General features: G+C 72.2%; 18 protein-coding genes. 2 read left to right on the plus strand and 16 right to left on the minus strand.

Features of this window, described 5'->3' with window-relative positions; translation table 11 throughout:
• Positions 1 to 118 precede the first annotated feature (118 nt).
• A complete protein-coding gene (gene secA / locus ACYVKX_RS13040) occupies positions 119 to 2,926 on the minus strand; it encodes a preprotein translocase subunit SecA (protein ID WP_460832944.1) in 2,808 nt (935 codons plus the stop codon).
• 66 nt (positions 2,927 to 2,992) lie between these two features.
• Entirely contained in the window at positions 2,993 to 4,207 is a 1,215-nt protein-coding gene (locus tag ACYVKX_RS13045; protein WP_460832946.1) for a winged helix-turn-helix domain-containing protein, read from the minus strand.
• 35 nt (positions 4,208 to 4,242) lie between these two features.
• Between ACYVKX_RS13045 and ACYVKX_RS13050 the strand changes: the two genes are divergently transcribed.
• On the plus strand, positions 4,243 to 4,566 hold the full coding sequence (locus tag ACYVKX_RS13050; protein WP_460832950.1) for a hypothetical protein: 324 nt from the start codon (positions 4,243 to 4,245) through the stop codon (positions 4,564 to 4,566).
• A gap of 198 nt (positions 4,567 to 4,764) precedes the next feature.
• On the opposite strand, the gene ACYVKX_RS13055 is transcribed toward ACYVKX_RS13050, so the two are convergent.
• The 14 genes from ACYVKX_RS13055 to ACYVKX_RS13120 form a co-directional block, all read right to left on the minus strand.
• The gene (locus ACYVKX_RS13055; RefSeq protein ID WP_460832953.1) at positions 4,765 to 5,358 is read right to left on the minus strand and encodes a helix-turn-helix domain-containing protein; all 594 of its coding nucleotides are present in this window, start codon (positions 5,356 to 5,358) and stop codon (positions 4,765 to 4,767) included.
• 166 nt (positions 5,359 to 5,524) lie between these two features.
• Positions 5,525 to 6,208 (minus strand): response regulator, encoded by a 684-nt coding sequence (locus tag ACYVKX_RS13060; protein ID WP_460832955.1) that lies wholly within the window; start codon positions 6,206 to 6,208, stop codon positions 5,525 to 5,527.
• Between the two features lie 37 nt (positions 6,209 to 6,245).
• The gene (hpf, locus tag ACYVKX_RS13065; RefSeq protein WP_460832957.1) at positions 6,246 to 6,872 is read right to left on the minus strand and encodes a ribosome hibernation-promoting factor, HPF/YfiA family; all 627 of its coding nucleotides are present in this window, start codon (positions 6,870 to 6,872) and stop codon (positions 6,246 to 6,248) included.
• Positions 6,873 to 7,217: 345 nt separating this feature from the next.
• Positions 7,218 to 7,949, minus strand: a complete 732-nt coding sequence (locus ACYVKX_RS13070; protein WP_460832959.1) for a ComF family protein — start codon at positions 7,947 to 7,949, stop codon at positions 7,218 to 7,220.
• Between the two features lie 57 nt (positions 7,950 to 8,006).
• Positions 8,007 to 9,779, minus strand: a complete 1,773-nt coding sequence (locus tag ACYVKX_RS13075) for an LpqB family beta-propeller domain-containing protein (RefSeq protein WP_460832961.1) — start codon at positions 9,777 to 9,779, stop codon at positions 8,007 to 8,009.
• Positions 9,776 to 11,416, minus strand: coding sequence for an MtrAB system histidine kinase MtrB (gene mtrB, locus ACYVKX_RS13080; RefSeq protein ID WP_460832963.1), 1,641 nt, complete (start codon positions 11,414 to 11,416; stop codon positions 9,776 to 9,778). The genes ACYVKX_RS13075 and mtrB overlap by 4 nt, the downstream gene beginning before the upstream one ends.
• 194 nt (positions 11,417 to 11,610) lie before the next feature.
• Entirely contained in the window at positions 11,611 to 12,336 is a 726-nt protein-coding gene (gene mtrA, locus ACYVKX_RS13085) for an MtrAB system response regulator MtrA (protein WP_460832965.1), read from the minus strand.
• A gap of 37 nt (positions 12,337 to 12,373) precedes the next feature.
• A complete protein-coding gene (gene ahcY, locus ACYVKX_RS13090) occupies positions 12,374 to 13,828 on the minus strand; it encodes an adenosylhomocysteinase (protein WP_460832968.1) in 1,455 nt (484 codons plus the stop codon).
• Between the two features lie 46 nt (positions 13,829 to 13,874).
• Positions 13,875 to 14,819: a DUF808 domain-containing protein gene (locus tag ACYVKX_RS13095; protein WP_460832971.1), complete on the minus strand. Its 945-nt coding sequence runs from the start codon at positions 14,817 to 14,819 to the stop codon at positions 13,875 to 13,877.
• A 10-nt stretch (positions 14,820 to 14,829) separates the two neighbouring features.
• Positions 14,830 to 15,930, minus strand: a complete 1,101-nt coding sequence (locus tag ACYVKX_RS13100) for an acyltransferase family protein (protein ID WP_460832974.1) — start codon at positions 15,928 to 15,930, stop codon at positions 14,830 to 14,832.
• A gap of 29 nt (positions 15,931 to 15,959) precedes the next feature.
• Complete coding sequence (locus ACYVKX_RS13105) at positions 15,960 to 16,991, minus strand: SIS domain-containing protein (protein ID WP_460832976.1); 1,032 nt, start codon at positions 16,989 to 16,991, stop codon at positions 15,960 to 15,962.
• Positions 16,992 to 17,004: 13 nt separating this feature from the next.
• Positions 17,005 to 17,172, minus strand: a complete 168-nt coding sequence (locus tag ACYVKX_RS13110; protein ID WP_460832979.1) for a Trm112 family protein — start codon at positions 17,170 to 17,172, stop codon at positions 17,005 to 17,007.
• Positions 17,173 to 17,175: 3 nt separating this feature from the next.
• Entirely contained in the window at positions 17,176 to 18,552 is a 1,377-nt protein-coding gene (locus ACYVKX_RS13115) for a phosphomannomutase/phosphoglucomutase (protein WP_460832981.1), read from the minus strand.
• Positions 18,553 to 18,571: 19 nt separating this feature from the next.
• Positions 18,572 to 18,931, minus strand: coding sequence for a DUF3499 domain-containing protein (locus ACYVKX_RS13120; RefSeq protein ID WP_460832984.1), 360 nt, complete (start codon positions 18,929 to 18,931; stop codon positions 18,572 to 18,574).
• A gap of 58 nt (positions 18,932 to 18,989) precedes the next feature.
• Between ACYVKX_RS13120 and ACYVKX_RS13125 the strand changes: the two genes are divergently transcribed.
• Entirely contained in the window at positions 18,990 to 19,406 is a 417-nt protein-coding gene (locus tag ACYVKX_RS13125) for a metallopeptidase family protein (RefSeq protein ID WP_460833145.1), read from the plus strand.
• The last annotated feature ends 76 nt before the right edge of the window (positions 19,407 to 19,482 follow it).

Here is a 19,482-nt window from a genome sequence, read left to right on the forward strand (position 1 = left end):
AAGTCGCGCGAGCGCGTCGAAACCCGGTGAGACGACAAGCGGCGGTGACCACCGAGGTCGCCGCCGCTTGGTGGTGGTTTCGAGACGGGCGCAGAACGCCCTCCTCAACCACCGTGCGTCACGAGACCCGCGCCGTCAGGCCGGTCGGGCCGCCGGGGCGGCCGTGGCACTGCTTGTACTTCTTGCCCGAGCCGCAGGGGCACTTGTCGTTGCGGCCGGTGCCGGCGTACTGGTCCTCCGTCGCGGCCGCGCCGCGGACCTCGGCCTCGCCACCCTCGTCGGGCGCGGAGTAGGACAGGTTCTGCGGCTGCTTGGGGCGCTCGAGGCCCTTGGCCCGGATCAGCGGCTGGTCGGCGGGCTGCTCCTCCGACGGCAGCACCCGCCGCATCGGCTCCTCGGCCTCGTCCTCCTCGATCTCCTCCTCCTCGACCTCGACCTGGACGTCGAGGTTGAACAGGAAGCCGACCGACTCCTCCTTGATGCCGTCCATCATCGCGGCGAACATGTCGAAGCCCTCGCGCTGGTACTCGACCAGCGGGTCGCGCTGCGAGTACGCCCGCAGGTAGATGCCCTCGCGGAGGTAGTCCATCTCGTAGAGGTGCTCGCGCCACTTGCGGTCGAGCACGGACAGTACGACGCGGCGCTCGAGCTCGCGCATGACCGGCTCGCCGATCTCGGCCTCGCGGCGGGCGTAGGCATCCCGCGCGTCCTGCTGCAGCGCCTCGATCAGCTCGTCGCGGTCGATGTTCGCCTGGCCGCCGGCCTGCTTGACGATCACGTCCCGGTCGACGCCCACGGGGTAGATCTGGCTCAGCGCGGTCCACAGCGCGTCGAGGTCCCACATCTCCGGGAGCTCATCGGTGGCGCCGCGGACGTAGCCCGCGACGGTGTCGTCGAGGAAGGTCGCGATCTGCTCGTTGAGGTCCTTGCCCTCGAGCACCTCGCGCCGCTCGCCGTAGATCACCTTGCGCTGGCGGTCCATGACGTCGTCGTACTTGAGGACGTTCTTGCGGGACTCGAAGTTCTGCGACTCGACCTGACCCTGCGCGTTGGCGATCGCGCTGGTGACGCGCTTGTTCTCGATCGGGACGTCGTCGGGGATCTTGAGCACCTGGAGCACCCGGTCGACCCAGTCGGACTTGAACAGCCGCATCAGCTCGTCTTGGAGCGAGAGGTAGAACCGGGACTCGCCCGGGTCGCCCTGACGGCCGGAGCGGCCGCGCAGCTGGTTGTCGATGCGGCGCGACTCGTGGCGCTCGGTGCCGACGACGTAGAGGCCGCCGAGCTCCGTGACCTCGTCGTGCTCGTGCGCGACCTGGGCCTTGATCCGCTCCAGGGCGCCGGGCCACTCGGCCTCGTACTGCTCGGCGGTCTCGCCGGCAGGCTCGAGGCCCTGCTTGCGCAGCTCGAGGTCGGCGAGGAACTCGATGGAGCCGCCGAGCATGATGTCGGTGCCTCGACCGGCCATGTTGGTGGCGACGGTGACCGCGCCCTTGTGGCCGGCGAGCGCGACGATCTTGGCCTCGTCGGAGTGCACCTTCGCGTTGAGGACGCTGTGCGGGATGCCGCGCTTCCTCAGCTTCTGCGAGAGGTGCTCGGACTTCTCCACCGACACGGTGCCGACCAGCACCGGCTGGCCCTTCTCGTGCCGCTCGGAGATGTCCTGGACCACCGCGTCGTACTTGGCCTCCTCGGTCCGGTAGACGAGGTCGGGCTGGTCGACGCGGGCCATCGGCATGTTGGTCGGGATCGGCACCACGCCGAGGTCGTAGATCTTGTCGAACTCGGAGGCCTCGGTCATGGCCGTGCCGGTCATGCCCGACAGCTTGTCGTACATGCGGAAGTAGTTCTGGAGCGTGATCGTCGCGAGGGTCTGGTACTCCTCGCGGACCTGCACGCCCTCCTTGGCCTCGATCGCCTGGTGCAGGCCGTCGTTGTAGCGACGACCCGCGAGCATGCGGCCGGTGTGCTCGTCGACGATGAGCACCTCGCCGTCCATGACGACGTACTCCTTGTCGTTGTGGAACAGCTCCTTGGCCTTGATCGAGTTGTGCATGAACGAGATCAGCGGGGTGTTCACCGAGTCGTACAGGTTGTCGATGCCCAGGTGGTCCTCGACCCTGGTGATGCCGGGCTCGAGCACGGAGATGGTGCGCTTCTTCTCGTCGACCTCGTAGTCGACGTCGCGCTCCATGGTGCGGGCGACCTTCGCGAACTCGCCGTACCACTGGACCTCGTCCTGGGTCGGGCCGCTGATGATGAGCGGGGTCCGCGCCTCGTCGACGAGGATCGAGTCGACCTCGTCGACGATGGCGAAGTGGTGGCCGCGCTGGACGCACTCCTCGATGGAGCCGGCCATGTTGTCGCGCAGGTAGTCGAAGCCGAGCTCGTTGTTGGTGCCGTAGGTGATGTCGCAGGCGTACTGCCCGCGCCGCTCCTCGGGCCGCATCTCCGGCAGGATCACGCCGACGGTGAGCCCGAGGAAGTGGTGGACGCGGCCCATCATCTCGGACTGGTACTTGGCCAGGTAGTCGTTGACCGTGACCACGTGCACGCCGCCACCGCCGAGGGCGTTGAGGTACGACGGCAGCACGGCGACGAGGGTCTTGCCCTCGCCGGTCTTCATCTCGGCGATGTTGCCGAGGTGCAGCGCGGCGCCGCCCATGATCTGCACGTCGAACGGGCGCAGCCCGAGCACGCGGCGCGACGCCTCGCGGGCGGTCGCGAACGCCTCGGGCATGATGTCGTCGAGGCTCTCGCCGTCGGCGAGGCGCTCCCGGAACTCCGCGGTCATGGCCTGGAGCTCGGCGTCGCTCATCGCGACGAAGTCGTCCTCGATGGCGTTGACCGCCTGCGAGATGGCCTGGAGCTGGCGGAGGATCTTGCCCTCGCCGATGCGGAGGAGCTTGTCGAGAATGGCAGGCACGAGGGTCGGACTCCTGAATGGATGAAGATAGGCCTCCGCCACTCTACCCAGCCGCCGGACGCGTCCCTAAACGCACGTTCCCAGCCGCGGCGCCAGGTCGCCCCGCGGCTCGACCGCGATCGACGCCAGCCCCAGCCAGGCGGCGAGCCGGTGCAGCTCCGCGCCGAGCTCCTCGGCGGTCTCGGCGGGGGCGCGGGCCTCGGCGTAGGCGGCCCTGACGACCAGCCGGCCGGCGCCGGCGTCGAACTGCCGGTCGGCCTTGAGGTCGACCCGCGCCACGATCCGGTCGCCGAGCAGGAACGGGAGCACGTAGTAGCCGTGCACCCGCTTCTCGGCCGGCACGTAGATCTCGATCCGGTAGCGGAAGTCGAACAGCGCCTCGGTGCGCGCCCGCTCCCACACCACCGGGTCGAACGGGCTCAGCAGCGCCCGCGCGTCCACCCGCCGGGGCAGCCGCGCGTCGCAGTGGAGCCACGCAGTTCTCCGCCAGCCATCGACCTCGACCTCCTGCAACTCGCCCTCCTCAGCCAGTTCACGCACGGCTTGGGCGGTCTCGGCGACGGGCATCCGGTAGTAGTCGCGAAGGTCCTGGACGGTCGCGACCCCGTGGGACCGGGCCGCTCGCCGTACCAGCTCCCGGCCGGCGTCGGCGAGGGACGGCGTGGGCCGGGCGAGCACGTCGGCGGGGATCACCCGCTCGGGCAGGTCGTAGCGGATCTCGAACTGGCTGTTGCGGCCGGCGATCGCGACCACGCCGGACATGTAGAGGTAGTCGAGGGCCTTGCGGGTCTCCGACCAGTTCCAGCCCCAGTCGTCCCTCGCACGGGGCGGGCCGTCGCCGAGGTGCAGGGCGGCGTCGCGCGCCGTGGTGGCACCGCGGTCGCGGATCAGCTCCAGCAGGCGCTGCTCGAGGCCGTCGTCGCCGACGACGAAGCCCCACTTGCCGCGGGCCGCGCGGTACGTCGCCATCCGGTGCCGCATCACCGGCCACAGCTCGACCGGCATGAGCGCCTGCACGTGTGCCCAGTACTCCACCAGCCGCCGCGGCCGCCTCTCGCTGGCCCGACGCAACAACTCGACGTCGTAGGCCCCCATGCGGGAGTAGAGCGGCAGGTAGTGCGCACGCTGCAGCACGTTGACCGAGTCGACCTGCAGGACGCCGGTGCGCTCCAGCGTGCGCTGGACGGTGCGCATCGTCGGCGCGGCGTGCGGCTTGTCGAGGAAGCCCTGGGCGGCGAGCGCGACCCTCCGGGCCTGCGCGACGGTGAGACGTTCCGGCACGGGCGTACTCAACCACGACGGGCCGACAGCCGACCGTGCTGCGACGGCGACCGGGTGCTGACTCGACACGGAGAGCGGTCGAGTCTCGTGGCGGGACGGGCGATGCGCCGCGGCGTTCAGAACAGGCCGAGTCGATCGAGCAAGCCCTGGGCGGCGGTGATGATCGTCTGGGCGTTGCCGACAGCCTCGGTGGCTTCGTCGGTGTCGGCGTCGTCACCAGGTCGCTCGGGGTACTCCAGCTCGTTGCGGCGTCGGCGCAGCGCGCCGAACTGTCGGAACCCCGGACCGAACTGCGCTCGGGCGGCCTGCTCGACGGCGTAGTGGCCACCCTTGGTCGTCGGCCGCAGGCCCTGCGGTGAGAGCCTGACGGGCCGCGTCGTAGGCGAGCACGAAGGCGGAGTCGGGGTCGCTCTCGATCGCTGATCGTGCGGTCGTCAAGGTGGTCGTCGCCTTCTTCAGGAGGCGCTCGCCGTTGGCCGCCTCGCCGGTCAGCTTCTGGAGGTCGCCGGCCGCGATGAGCGCCTCGACATCGGCTTCGCCACGAGTCCAGCGCACCATCACGCACCCACGATCTCGCGGGAGTCACCGACGACGACGTACGGCGACGCCTTGATCTGCTTCACGAGCGCATCGTCGGGGTCGTCCCATCGCTTGGCGGAACGCACGACGGGGTTGACCTCGATGCCGAGCCGGGCATGTGCCCGGTCGGCGGCCTCATAGACGTCGGCGCGGTCGACCTTGCCCACAACCAGCACGTCGACGTCGCGCGGTGGCGGGCCGGCCTCTCCGGCGTAGCGGGCCGCCCACGAGCCGAAGACCACCACCTGCTTCGCACCGGGGATCGCGAACTCCTCGGCGACCACCGCGCGTGGCCCGAAGGTCACCTCCAGCAGCTGGGTGAGTGCCTGCGCGGCAGGATGGGCGGCGTTGGCCTGGATGAGGCGGTTGCGTCCGAGCGTGCGGCTGGCGACGAGACCGGCACGGTCGAGGCGAACCACCTCTCGATGCAGGGTCGACAGCGGCACACCGAGTCGCTCGGCGAGATCGCTCACGCCGTACTCGGCGTCGGGATGCAGGTAGAGCCACATCAGCAGCTCCGCCTGATGCTGCGATCGGAACACCGGGAGCAACGCCGGACCATCACTGCGCATAACTGGAATATATGTCTCTGTTATAGGAAGCGCCAAGAGGTCACCAGGCGACCGACCGGGTTCCGGGCCGACTTTCGTCTCACCGGGTTTCGAGACGCTTCGACGCTCCTCAACCTTCGCTGCTGTTCGTAGCGCCGGCGGGGTTTCGGCTGCCAGCAGCCGAAACCTACGGCAGCTCCAGCAGCTTCTCCTTGACGGCGTACATCACGGCCTCCATGCGCGAGTGGAGCTGGAGCTTCTCGAGGATGTTGCGGACGTGGTTCTTGACCGTGTTCTCGGAGATGTAGAGCTGCTTGGCGATCTCGCGGTTGTTCATGCCCTTGGCGACCAGGCGCAGCACCTCGAGCTCGCGGTCGGTGAGCCGCAGGCCGGGGACGTGGTCGCGCTCGGGGCGCGACATCTGCTTGAACTCGTCGATCAGCTTCACCGCCATCGACGGGCTGATCAGCGACTGGCCGTCCGCGACCACGCGGACGGCCTGGGCGACCTCCTCGATCGAGGAGTCCTTGAGCAGATAGCCGGAGGCGCCGCTCTTGACCGCCTCGTAGAGGTCGGCCTCCTCGTCGGAGACCGTCAGCATGATGATCTTGGTGGTCGGGACCGCGTCCTTGATCGCGAGGCACGCCTCGATCCCCGAGCGCCTCGGCATCCGGATGTCGAGCAGGACGACGTCGGGCGCGGCGCTCGCCGCGAGCGAGGTGCCCTCGACGCCGTCGCCGGCCTCGCCGACCACCTCGACGCCGGTCTCGGCGGCCAGCAGCATGGTCAGGCCGCGCCGGAACAGCTCCTGGTCGTCGACCACGAGCACCCGGATCGGCTCGCGCTCGGCGTCGGTCGGTTGGTCGGCCACGAGAGGATCATGGCACGATCGGCCCCCGCGACCGGTCTCAGACCTCCGCGCCGACGTCCAGCGAGATCACGCCGTAGTCGTACCCGCGACGGCGGTAGACGACCGACGGGCGCTCGCTCTCCTTGTCCACGAACAGGTAGAAGTCGTGGCCGACGAGCTCCATCTCGTACAGCGCCTGGTCCAGGGTCATCGGCGCCGCGGGGTGCGACTTCTCGCGCACCACGAGCGGGCCGTCCCCGGCCACGTCGATCGGTCCGACCTGCCGGTCGTGCGTGGTCACGTGCGGCTCGGCGTCGGCGGCGACCCCCTCGGCGGTGCCGGCCAGCGCCTGGCCCACGGACACCGGGGCCTTCGCGCCGCGGTGCACGCGGCGGCGGTCGGCGGCCCGACGCATCTGCGCGGCCATCTTGTCCACCGCAAGGTCGAGGGCGGCCATCTTGTCGGCGGCCTGCGCCTCGGCCCGGATCACGGGGCCCTTGGACAGCGCCGTGAGCTCGAGGCGTACGGCGCGATCGGCCTGTCGCGGGTTCCTCTCGCACTCCACCTCCACGTTCACGCGGATGATGCGATGGTCGTGCTTCTCGAGCCTCGACAGCTTGTCCTCGACGTGACTGCGGTACCTGTCCGACAGCTCGCAGTGACGACCCGTGACCACAACTTCCATGTGAACCTCCCGTTATCCAGTTGGTTGCGTGCTGCCCGCTCTCCGGGCAGGAGGAGGAGTCCGTCCGGCCGACCTGGTCTTCGACCCCACAACCGCCTGCTGAGGCTTCCGCGGCTTCTCCGCCACTACTGGCCTTCTCCCGCCGGCCGGCGCATCTGACGCCGGCGACGAGGCAGGACTTACCACTAAGCCGCACCGTGATCCCACGCCCTGCCGCGAGGGCAGCGCGTGGTTACGTGGACCGTTTCGCCTGCGACTGGCATCGGCTTGCCGACGTGACGCCCGGGCTTGCCGGGGCGCCTCGACGACGCAACCACGGACCCGGACGGACTCCATGCAGAGACGTTAGTCCAGGGGTGGTGACGAAGAAAGAGCCATAGGTCCCGAGGGTCCCGTCCGGCGCGGGGTGGCCGCGACCGCGGCGATCGCGACCACCTCGAGGCCCACGGACTCCAGCGCGCGCTGCGCCTCACGAGCCGTGGCGCCGGTCGTGATCACGTCGTCGCACACGACCAGCCGGGCGCGCGGGCGGACCCGGGCGAGCCGCCGGAGCGCGGCCGACGGGCAGTGCAGCGAGCCGGCCAGGTTGGCCGCGCGCTCCTGCGCGTTCAGCCCGGCCTGGTCGCGCAGGCCCGGCCGCGTCCGCAGCAGGGGTACGGCGGTCGCGCCGGTCAGCCGGGCGGCGCCGGCCACCAGCGCGCCGGTGGGGTCGTGGCCGCGGGCGCGCACGGTGGCGGGCCGCGACGGCACCGGGACGAGCACGAGCGGGCCGTCGACCTCGGCGGCCGCGAGGCCCGCGGCGACCGCCGCCGCCAGCAGCCGGGCGAGCGGCCGGCCGAGCGAGAGCACCCGGTGCTCCTTGTGCGCCACGACCAGCGCGCGGAGCGCGTCGGCGTACTCCCCCGCGGCCCAGGGCGGGGCCAGCCCGGGCGGGACCGGCGTCGGCCACGCGGGGCGGCCGGTGTCGGGCAGGGCGTCGGCGCAGTCCGCGCACAGGGAGCGTCCCGGACGGCCGCAGGCCAGGCAGCAGCCGCCGAGCAGCAGGTCGAGCGCCCCGTCCACCAGGTCCCGGATCACGCCCCGATGCCAGCACCGCGGCGGCTCCGCCTCAAGCGGGCCGGGAGCGCCTGTGGATCAGCCCACGTAGACGACCGCCTTGGCCGGCAGCTCCTCGAACGGGAGCTGCTTCGGGTCGCCTCCCCCCACGTCGATCAGGCCCTTGCGGGTGACCCCGTAGATCGGCTCGCCGACGACCGGCGACCCGGCCAGGCCGAGCAGCCTCCCCTCGACGGCGGCGGCCGCGACGTCCGGGTTCATCGGCGCCCCGTCGACCGAGGCCGGCGCGATCTCGGCGACCCCGTGGGTCAGGGGGTTGAGCACGGCGAGCGTGGAGACGGTGCGCCAGACGATGTCCCTGATCGGCAGCCCGGCCTCGTCGCCGACGTCGATCCGCTCGGCCCGCGTGGCACCGGTCACCCGCCCGTTCGGGGCATGCTCGATCCGGCTCATCAGGAGCACGTCGCCGCCCGGCCGCCGCACCACGGCGACCAGGCGGGTGCCGTCGCGGGAGACCAGGAACGTCCGGACCCGCCGCTCCCCCGTGATGCCGGGGATCCGCACGAAGCTGCGCCCGCCCCGGCCGGTGTCGACGTACGACACCCGGGCACCGCCCGAGGTCCGGTCGACGAGCCACATCCGGTCGAAGAAGTCCCACGCCGGCCGCAGGAGGTCGGTGCCGGTGGCGACCGTCCGCACGCCGCCCTCCTCGCCGCTCCCTTCGCCGATCGGGCCGTCGAGCACCTGCGTGCCGTCGGCGGTCACGCCCGCGACCGAGGTGCCCTCGAGGTCGACGCCGACCGAGCGCAGGCCGTAGCCGCGCCGGCCCATCGGGCCGTCGACCGGCGTCAGCATCGGCGCGGTCCCGGAGACGACGCGGCTCCGGGGGCCGCGACTCAGGCCGAACAGCAGCGGGGTCGCCTGGAAGCCGGACGGGTCGTACTCGGCACCGCTGTCGACGGGGTAGGACGCCACGCCGCCCGGCAGCGTCACCGGCTGCCCGCCGATGGAGAGCTGGATCGACTCGATCCGCTGCTCCTGGCGCAGCGTCCAGGCGAGCTGAACCATCATCAGCTCGATCGTGCTCGGCGAGAGCTGGCCGGGGTCGCCGGTGAGCGGGACGTCGGCCACCCCGTCCGTAGAGACGGTCACGCCGACCGTGACGTCGAGGCCGGGCGGCACGAAGCTCTGCTCGACCTGCTCGAGTCCGGGTCCGGGGCCCAGGAGCAGCGACTGGGTCAGCGTGGTGGCGAGCTGGTCGCCGCGGGGCACGAAGACCGGCTCGGGGGTGAGGATCGACGCGGTCGGGTCGAAGAAGTAGAGCGAGACCTGGCGGTAGCGGTCGGCGAACCAGCTCTCCGGCACCATCAGGGCGTTCGGGGCGGCGGCGATGCGCCACTCGCCGTCCTCGGAGACCATCGGGAACCGCACCTCCCGCTGGCGCGCGGGCAGCGGCCCCCGCCAGGCGCCGCGGCGGTCGAGGCGGTTGGCGTCGGGCAGCGTGATGACCAGGTCCTCGCCGACCTCGCGGGGGCTCGGCGGCGTGGCGTAGGTGATGGTGGACTCCTGCGGGCGCCAGGCCGCGGCGGCGTCGGAGGAGAGGTAGTCCTCGGCGGTCCCGGTCTGCGACGGCCAGGCCTGCATCGCGTCGATGAAGCCGCGCACGATCTCGGGGCGCGAGGCGCCCGCGCGCGGCGGCAGGGGGACGATGAACGGCGCGCCCTGGCCCGACGGCGTGAGCTGGTCGGTCTCGGTCTCGACGACCGGCCCGTCCGAGGGCAGGCCGGCGCAGCCGGCCAGCGTCAGGGACGCCACCAGGCACGTCGCCAGGAGGAGCAGGAGGCGCCTCACGGGACCGGCTCCGCGACGTCGGCCGGCACCAGCGGCAGCGGGCTGTGCCGGAGCGCCCCGCCCGCGCGCCGGGGCAGGGTGAGCCGGAACTGCGCGCCCTCGCCCGGCCGGCCCCAAGCCTGCAGCCAGCCGCGGTGCAGGTGGGTGTCCTCCAGCGCGATGGAGAGGCCCAGGCCGGTGCCGCCGCTGGTTCGGGCGCGGGCCGGGTCGGCGCGCCAGAACCGGTTGAAGACCATCGAGGCCTCCCCCGGCGCGAGACCGACGCCGTAGTCGCGGACGGCGATCGCCGCCGCGTGGCCGTCGCCGCCGACGTGCACGACGATGCCGTCCGGCCGGTCGACCGCGGCGTGGTCGATGGCGTTGGTGACCAGGTTCCGGACGATCCGCTCGACCCGCCGTACGTCGGCCTCGGCCAGGCACGCGTGGCCGGGCGTGTCGACGGCGACCCGGACGCCGCGCTGCTGCGCGAGCGGCCGGGTGGCGTCGACGATCCGGTGCGCGACGTCGACGAGGTTGACGTCGTCGGCGTCGAGCACGGCCGCGCCGGCGTCGAAGCGGCTGATCTCGAGCAGGTCGGCGAGCAGCGTCTCGAACCGGTCCAGCTCGGTCTGCAGCAGCTCGGCGGCGCGCGCGGTCGCCGGGTCGAAGCCGTCGCGGGCGTCGTGGAGGACGTCGCCGGCCATCCGCACCGTGGTGAGCGGCGTGCGCAGCTCGTGGGACACGTCGGAGACGAAGCGGCGCTGCACCCGGCTGAGCTCCTCGAGCTGGCGGATCTGGCGCTGGAGGTTGCTGGCCATCTGGTTGAACGACGTCGCCAGGCGGGCGAGGTCGTCCTCGCCGGACACCTTGAGCCGCTCCTGGAGCTGGCCGGCCGCGAGCCGCTCGGCGACCTTCCGGGCGAGCCGGATCGGGGTGACGACCTGCCGGGTGACCAGCCAGGTCATCGCGGCGACCAGCACGAGCAGCAGCGCGGCCGCGGTGAGCAGCGCCCGGGTGACCAGCGCCAGCGTCTCCTGCTGCTCGTCGAGGGGGAAGAGGTAGTAGAGCGTGTAGGTCTCGCCGTCGGCCGGCAGCAGCACCTGGGCGCCCACCGCGATCGCCGGCTGCTCGGTCGTGGCGCCGTCCGCGGTGGTCCGCATCGTCGTGTAGGTCCACGCCGACGTCGACTGGTCGTCGAAGTGCCTCTCCAGCGACTCCGGGACGCTGGCGGTGTCCAGGCCGGAGGTGAAGGCCACGCCGCCATCCGCGATCCGGGCGCCGCGCTCGGCCGGGCCGACGAGCACGACCGAGAAGCCCCGGGTCTCGCCGCGCCGGATCACGATGCCGGCCAGGCTCTGCCGCTGCTGGACGGCGTCGCTGCCCGATGACCGGGACGCGGCGAGCAGGTCGCGGACGCCGAGGGTTGCGTCGTTCGCCTCCGCGACGACCGCGTCGACGCGGTGGTCGAGCAGGCCGTCTCGGGTCTGCTGGAGCAGGAACCAGCCGACGCCGCTGATCACGGCTGCGGAGAGCAGCACCGTGCTCGCGACGACGCGCGCCTGGATCGAGCGGCGCCAGAAGGTCAGCCCGCGCCGGATCGACTCCGGGAGCCACCGGGAGCTCCCCCGGAGGACGCCCGTGGTGCGCAGATGCAGCATGGTGCCCTAATGCCCCACACCGAAAGCTCGGCGCACAACTCCACACCCCGTGCACGCACCTCGCGGCGTTGCCGTCGCTCGCTGGACAAGCAACTGGACAAGCAACTGGGCAAGCAAGTAGAGCGTCGCTCCGGCGCCTTGCGATGCACGCACCTGGAGCGCGGACCTACGCACTGGACTTCCGGCGCGGGACACTAGGAGGTCCCGGCCTTGTATCCCACGCCGCGCACGGTCACCACGATCTCCGGGCTCTCCGGGTCGTGCTCGACCTTGGAGCGGAGCCGCTGTACGTGCACGTTCACCAGCCGCGTGTCCGCGGCGTGCCGGTAGCCCCACACCTGCTCGAGCAGCACCTCGCGGGTGAAGACCTGCCACGGCTTGCGGGCCAGGCAGACCAGGAGGTCGAACTCCAGCGGCGTCAGGCTGATCCGGGCGCCGTCGCGGGTCACCTGATGGCCCGCGACGTCGATGCTGAGGTCGCCGACCGCCAGCGTCTCCGGGCTCGGCACGTCGAGCCGGCGGATCCGCGCGCGGATCCGGGCGATCAGCTCCTTGGGCTTGAACGGCTTGACGACGTAGTCGTCGGCGCCGGACTCCAGCCCGACGACGACGTCGATGGTGTCGCCCTTCGCGGTGAGCATGACGATCGGGACGCCGGACTCGGCGCGGATCTCCTTGCAGACGTCGATGCCGTCCTTGCCGGGCAGCATCAGGTCGAGCAGGACCAGGTCGGGGCGGTAGTCGCGGAACTCGTCCATCGCGAGGTCGCCGTGCGTCACCATCCGGCTCTCGAAGCCCTCCTGGCGGAGCACGATCGTGAGCATCTCCGCCAGCGCGGCGTCGTCGTCCACAACCAGGATCCGGCCCTTCGGGGCCGGCTCGCCGGTCGCGGCGGACGACGCCCCCACAGACTCGCTCATGCCGTCCAGTGTGCCAGCCTCGGGGGCTGGCGGCGGGTCAGTAGCGGTACTGGTCCGGCTTGTACGGGCCGGCGACGTCGACGCCGAGGTACGACGCCTGGTCGTCGGTGAGCTCCGTGAGCCTCACCCCGAGCGAGGCGAGGTGCAGCCGGGCGACCTCCTCGTCGAGGCGCTTGGGCAGCACGTAGACGCCGACCGGGTACTCCTCGGGCTTGGTGAACAGCTCGATCTGCGCGAGGACCTGGTTGGTGAACGAGTTCGACATGACGAACGACGGGTGGCCGGTCGCGTTGCCGAGGTTCATCAGGCGGCCCTCGGAGAGCACGATGATCGACCTGCGCTCCCCAGAGTCCTGGGGAGGGAACGTCCACACGTCGACCTGCGGCTTCACGTTCTTCCGCTCGACGCCCGGGAACGACTCGAGGCCGGCCATGTCGATCTCGTTGTCGAAGTGGCCGATGTTGCCGACGATCGCCTGGTGCTTCATCCGCGACATCTGGTCGACGGTGACGACGTCCTTGTTGCCGGTCGCGGTGATGACGATGTCCGCGATCGGGAGGGCGTCCTCGAGCGTGGTGACCTGGTAGCCGTCCATCGCCGCCTGCAGCGCGCAGATCGGGTCGATCTCGGTGACGACGACGCGGGCGCCCTGGCCGCGCAGCGACTCCGCGCAGCCCTTGCCGACGTCGCCGTAGCCGCACACGACCGCGACCTTGCCGCCGATGAGGACGTCGGTGGCGCGGTTGATGCCGTCGATCAGCGAGTGGCGGCAGCCGTACTTGTTGTCGAACTTGGACTTGGTGACCGAGTCGTTGACGTTGATGGCCGGGAAGAGCAGCGAGCCCTCGCGCATCATGTCGTAGAGGCGGTGCACGCCGGTGGTGGTCTCCTCGGTGACGCCCATGATGGCGTTCGCCTTCGGGGTCCAGTACGACGCGTCGGCCGCGAGCTGCTCGCCGAGCGCCTCGAAGACGACCCGCTGCTCGTGGCTCGTCGCGGTCGCCGGGTCGGGCGCCCGGCCGGCCTTCTCGGCCTGGACGCCGAGGTGGACCAGCAGGGTGGCGTCGCCGCCGTCGTCGAGGATCATGTTCGGCTGGCGCTGCCCGTCCTCGGCGGGCCAGTCGAGGATCTGGCGGGTGCACCACCAGTACTCCTCCAGGGTCTCGCCCTTCCAGGCGAAGACCGGGACGCCCTGCGGGTCGTCGACGGTGCCGTGCGGGCCGACCGCGACCGCGGCGGCGGCGTGGTCCTGGGTGGAGAAGATGTTGCAGGAGGCCCAGCGCACCTCCGCGCCGAGCGCGACCAGGGTCTCGATGAGGACGGCGGTCTGGATCGTCATGTGCAGCGACCCGGCGATCCGCGCGCCCCGGAGCGGCTGCTGGGCGGCGTACCTCTCGCGCATCGCCATCAGGCCGGGCATCTCGTGCTCGGCGAGCTGGATCTCGGTGCGGCCGAAGTCGGCCAGGCTGAGGTCGGCGACCTTGAAGTCCATGTCTGCTCCTGGTCCTGAGGCGTGGGCGATGCCCGGGAGTCCGAGACTAGGACGCGGCCTCGGCTTCCGAAGAATCCTCGGACCTCCTGCCGAACGGCAGGGCCTTCAGCGCCAGGATGATCACCGCGCCCAGCAGCAGCCCGAAGACCGCGGACGCCGCCGTGGTGACCAGCCAGCCGGCGACGCCCTCGCCGGCGGCGACCGCGAGGTCGTGGACCAGGCCGTACGGCGCGGTCAGGCCGAGCACGTCGAGGCCGTGCAGGACGATGTAGCCGCCGACCCAGAGCATCGCGACGACGCCGACGACCGAGATCGTGGCGAGCAGCCTCGGGGTGCCGACCAGCAGCCCCCGGCCGATCCGCCGGGTGAGCGCGCCGGACCGCTCGGCGAGCGCGAGGCCGACGTCGTCGAGCTTCACGATGATCGCCACCACGCCGTACACCGCGATCGTGATGCCGATCGCGACCACGACGAGGATCGCCAGCCGGCTCAGGAACGGCTCGCCGGCGACCTCGTTGAGCGCGATCACCATGATCTCGGCCGAGAGGATCAGGTCGGTGCGGATCGCGCCGGCGACCATCGCCTTCTCGGCCTCGGGGCCGCTCTCGGCGACCGGCCTCTCGTGATCGTCCCGGCCGCGGAGGCGGTGCCAGACCTTCTCGGCGCCCTCGAAGCAGAGGTAGGAGCCGCCGACCATGAGGATCGGCGTCAGCAGCCAGGGCAGGAACTGGCTGAGTAGCAGCGCCACCGGCAAGATGACGACCAGCTTGTTGCGCAGCGACCCGAGGGTGATCCTCTTGATCATCGGGAGCTCGCGGTCGGCGGTGACGCCGTGGACGTACTGCGGGGTCACCGCGGTGTCGTCGACGACCACGCCCGCGGCCTTCGTGGTGGCGCGGCCAGCGGCCGCCCCGACGTCGTCGATGGACGCCGCCGCCAGCCGGGCCAGCGCGGCCACGTCGTCGAGCAGCGCGAAGAGCCCACCAGCCATGCGGCCGAGCCTATCGGTGCCGGCCCGCGCTCTCCGGAGTCGACTTGGTGGCCGATTCCAGCTCGGCCTGCACCTCCGGCTGCACCTGGTCCTTGGCGATGGTCAGGTCGACCGCGTGCTTGACGTGCCGCTCGGCGTACCCGAGCGGGTCCACGAGCTCCTGGAGGCGCGCGGCCACCGGACGCCAGGCGAGCAGCAGCGCGAGCAGTACGGCGGCCAGCGTGGTCACGCCGAACGTGATCGCCAGTGGGTTCGCGTCGGCCCAGGTGTCGTAGCCGGCGTAGTCGGCGCCCTTCACGACGAAGCCGTGGAACAGGTAGACGACCAGGCTGAACGTGCCCATCGTGGTGAACCAGCCGTTGACGCGGGGCACCAGCGCGAGGAACGCCAGCGCGCCGAGGGTGCCGATCGCGAGCACGAGCGCCCGGACGAGCAGCGCGTGGAGGTCGTCGGCGTAGCCCATCTCGTCGTAGCGCGAGCGGTAGTAGAGCCACTCGGTGCTGGCCCAGCTGTCGGTCCAGGTGGTGGCGATCCAGATCGCGACGAACACCCCGACCGCGCCGGCCCGGACGGCCGGCCGGCGCAGCAGCTCCAGCCGCTCGGGCGTGGCCTTGAGCCCCATCACGAAGAACGGCAGCAGGCCGAGCACGCGGGCCAGGTCGAGGGTGTCGCCGGCGTACATCCCCGCGACCAGGCTGACGACGACGGCGACCACGAGGCCGGCCGGCATCGGGCGGAGGATCGGGGTCAGCAGCCGCCAGAAGAACAGCGCCGCGAGGAACCACATCGGCCAGTGCGGGTCGCGGAACAGGTCGTCGAGCCGCTCGCCCCCGACGAGGATCCGAAACAGCGCAATTGCGCTCTCGAAGAGCAGGTAGGGCACCACGACCGTGCGGAACAGCTGCCACAGCCGCACCCGGGTCCACGTGAAGCTCCGGGACAGGTAGCCGGTGACGAGCACGAACGCCGGGACGTGCCAGGCGTAGAGGAAGTCGTAGAAGTGGTTGGTCACCTCGTTGTCGGGCAGCAGCACCCAGGCGTGTCCGACGACGACGAGGGTGACCAGCGCCATCTTGGCGTTGTCGAACCATGGGTCGCGGGTGGCGGGCATCCTTCCGTCCTACCCGGCGGGTGGTGGGATCAGTCCTCGACCAGCCCGATGCGGAGGTACTCCGCGGCGTAGGTGCCGCTCAGCAGCAGCGAGGCGTACCGCGCGACCTCCGAGGCCACCTCCGTGGTCACCGTCTCCACGCGTACGCCGCGGGCCGCGGCCGCCGTCTCGAGCCGGCCGCGCTGCTCGCGGACCACCGGCTCCTCGGTGCCGTCGTCGAGCACGAGCAGCATCGGGCGGCGCTCGCCGATGTCGTCGGCGAACGGGTCGTCGAAGACGTCGCGCTGCCGGGCCGCCTCCAGGACCGGCAGCAGGTGCTCGGCGTCGCCGGCGAGCGCGGTGCGGCCGGTGGCGCGGCGGATCGACTCCGCGACCCGGCGGGCGGCGCGGGCGGCGAGCACCGAGCCGCCCCACACGAGCGGGCTGGTGTCGGCGAGCGCGATCGCGGTCATCTTGGCGGGGTTGACGGCGAGGTCGCGGTGCGGCGAGCAGCCGATCGCGACCTGGTCGAGCGCCTCGGCGACCTGCTCGGCGTCCGCCTCGGGGCCGAGCGAGACCCGGTGCAGGAAGTCGAGCACGACGACGGCGGCCGCGAGCTGGTCGCGGGTCGAGGAGGGGAGGATCGTGCTCCACCGGCCGGCGGCGTGCTCGGCGACCAGCGAGCCGGGCGGGCACGCGACGACGACCTGGCAGCCGCGGCGGACCGCCTCGGCGACGGCCGACGCGGTGCCGGTGTCGGCGCCGTCGGGCGCGAGCACCACGACCAGGTCGAGGCTGCCGGCCCAACCGGGCAGCGCCGGGCCGGGCCAGGCCACGAACGGCACCGGGCACCACGGCTCGAGGACCGCCCGCAGCAGCCGGGAGTCCGGTCCGGCGGCGACGACCGCGCGGGGCCGGGCGAGACCCTCCGCCCGGCGTACCGCCTCCGCCAGCGGCTCCGCGGCGTCGCTCGCGGCCCGGCGGACCCGGGAGCCGGACCCGGCCAGCGCGCGGAGCCGTCCGTCGCCCGCCTCGAGGGCGGAGGCGTCGTCGAGCCGGGACTCGTCGAACCAGGTGGCCATGGCGGTCGCGGCCTCAGTCCGGCGTGCGGGCCTCGTCGACCAGCAGCACGGGGATGTCGTCGCGGATCGGGTAGGCCAGCCCGCAGCCGCCGCAGACCAGCTCCTCGCCGGCGAGGGCGAGGTCGGCGCGGCAGGCCGGGCAGACGATGATCTCGAGCAGCGCGGGGTCGATGTCGGGCATCGGTCACCTCCTGATCTGGGCGAGCACCGCGTCGCGGACGCTCGCCATGGTGGCCTCGTCGCGGCCCTCGGCGTTGAGGCGGAGCAGCGGCTCGGTATTGGACGGGCGGACGTTGAAGGTCCAGTCGGCGTGGCTGACGGTCAGGCCGTCGAGGCGGTCGGTGGCGACGCCGTCGCGGGAGGCGTACGCCGTCTCGAGCTCGTCCATCACCGCGGCCTGGTCGGCGACCTCGCTGTTGATCTCCCCGGAGAGCACGTAGCGCTCGAACTCGGCGAGCAGGTCCGAGAGCGGCCGCTCGGTCTCGGCGAGCGCGGCGAGGGCGTGCAGCGCGGCGAGCATGCCGGAGTCGGCGCGCCAGAAGTCGCGGAAGTAGAAGTGCCCGCTGTGCTCGCCGCCGAAGATCGCGCCGGTCTCGGCCATCGTCGCCTTGATGAAGGAGTGGCCGACGCGGGTCCGGACCGGCGTGCCGCCGAGCTCGCTGACGATCTCGGGCACCGCGCGGCTCGTGATCAGGTTGTGGATGACGGTCGCCCCCGGCTCCTTGGCGAGCTCGCGGGCGGCGATCAGCGCTGTCAGCGTCGACGGGGAGACCGGCCGGCCCCTCTCGTCCACGAGGAAGCAGCGGTCGGCGTCGCCGTCGAAGGCGAGGCCGATGTCCGCGCCCTCGGCGAGCACCCGGGCCTGGAGGTCGCGGAGGTTCTCCGGCTCGATCGGGTTCGCCTCGTGGTTCGGGAAGGCGCCGTCGAGCTCGAAGTACATCGGCACCAGCTCGACCCGGTCGCCGAGCCGGTCGAACACCGCCGGAGCGGTGTGGCCGGCCATGCCGTTGCCGGCGTCGACCACGACCTTGAGCCGGCGGCCGGCCACCGGGGCGAGGCTGAGCAGGTGGGCGGCGTACGCCTCGAGCACGTCGTGCTCGGCGATGTCGCCGGGGACGCCGGCGGGCCGCGGCGGCTCCAGCGCTCCGTCGAGCACCAGGTCGCGGATGTCGGCGAGGCCGGTCTCCATGCCGATCGGCTGCGCGTGGCCGCGGCACATCTTGATGCCGTTGTACTGCGCCGGGTTGTGGCTCGCGGTGAACATCGCGCCCGGGTGGCCGAGGTGGCCGGAGGCGAAGTAGAGCTGGTCGGTCGAGGCGAGCCCGATCATCACGACCTCGGCGCCGGCCGCGCTCGCGCCCTCGGCGAACGCGCCCGCCATGCCCGGCGAGCTGGGCCGCATGTCGTGGCCGACGACGACCGTGGTGGCGCCGGTGACCCGGACGAACGCCGCACCGGTGGCGCGGGCCAGCGCCTCGTCGACCTGGTCGGGCACGGTCCCGCGGATGTCGTACGCCTTGAAGACCGCGTGCACGTTCGCCGGGTCGAGGGTGTCAGCCATGGCCGCGACTCTAGCGGCGTCAGTCGGAGGAGAGGACGCGCAGGTGACCCCGGCGCGCGGCCTCGCGGCCGGTCTCCTCCACACGCGGGACCTGCGCGACCGGCGCGGGCCGGGCGGCCTCGCGGACCGCGTCGGCGAGCGCGAGCAGGTCGTCGCTCGACGGGCCCTGGGCGCCGATGTCCGTGGCGAGCCGCAGCACCTCCCACCCGCGCGGGGCGCTCAACCGCTCGCTGTGCTGCTCGCAGAGGTCGTAGGCGTGCGGCTCGGCGTAGGTCGCGAGCGGGCCGAGGACCGCCGTCTGGTCCGCGTAGACGTAGGTCAGCGTGCAGACCGCGGGCCGGCCGCAGGCGGCGCGCGAACAACGGCGGGCAGGACTCACGCGGCAGACGGTACCCGCCGCCCGGCCCCGGGCCGATTAGGCTCGCGGCGTGGATCGCATGCCTCGCAGCCGGGACCGTCGCGGGCGCGGGATGCGCGGCCCCGCCGTACTTCCCCGGAGGCCCGGACGGCCCGAGACCCGCACCCGCCGCGAGCGCTTCGACGACCTCGCCCTCGACATCGTCACCGACATCGACGCGCGCTGGCAGGACCGCCTCGGCCTGGTCGAGTACGCCGTCGAGGACACCCCCCGGATCCCCGACGACTGGACCTCCGGCACGGTGCCCCTCTCCTCGCTCGTCCGCGGCACCGGCACCGACCCCACCCGGCTCGTCCTCTTCCGCCGCCCGATCGAGCACCGCTGCGACACCCGCGAGGACCTCGAGGCGCTCGTCCTCACCATCGTGGTCGAGCAGGTCGCCGAGCTCCTCGGCATCGACGCCGAGCAGGTGGACCCGAGGTACGAGCGGGACTGACCGTGCCGTGGGCCCGCGCGTGGCTGAGGTCGCGGGACGTCATCCGGACCGACTGCCCCGGGCGACCTGTTGACGC

The organism is Nocardioides hungaricus, from assembly GCF_054782915.1.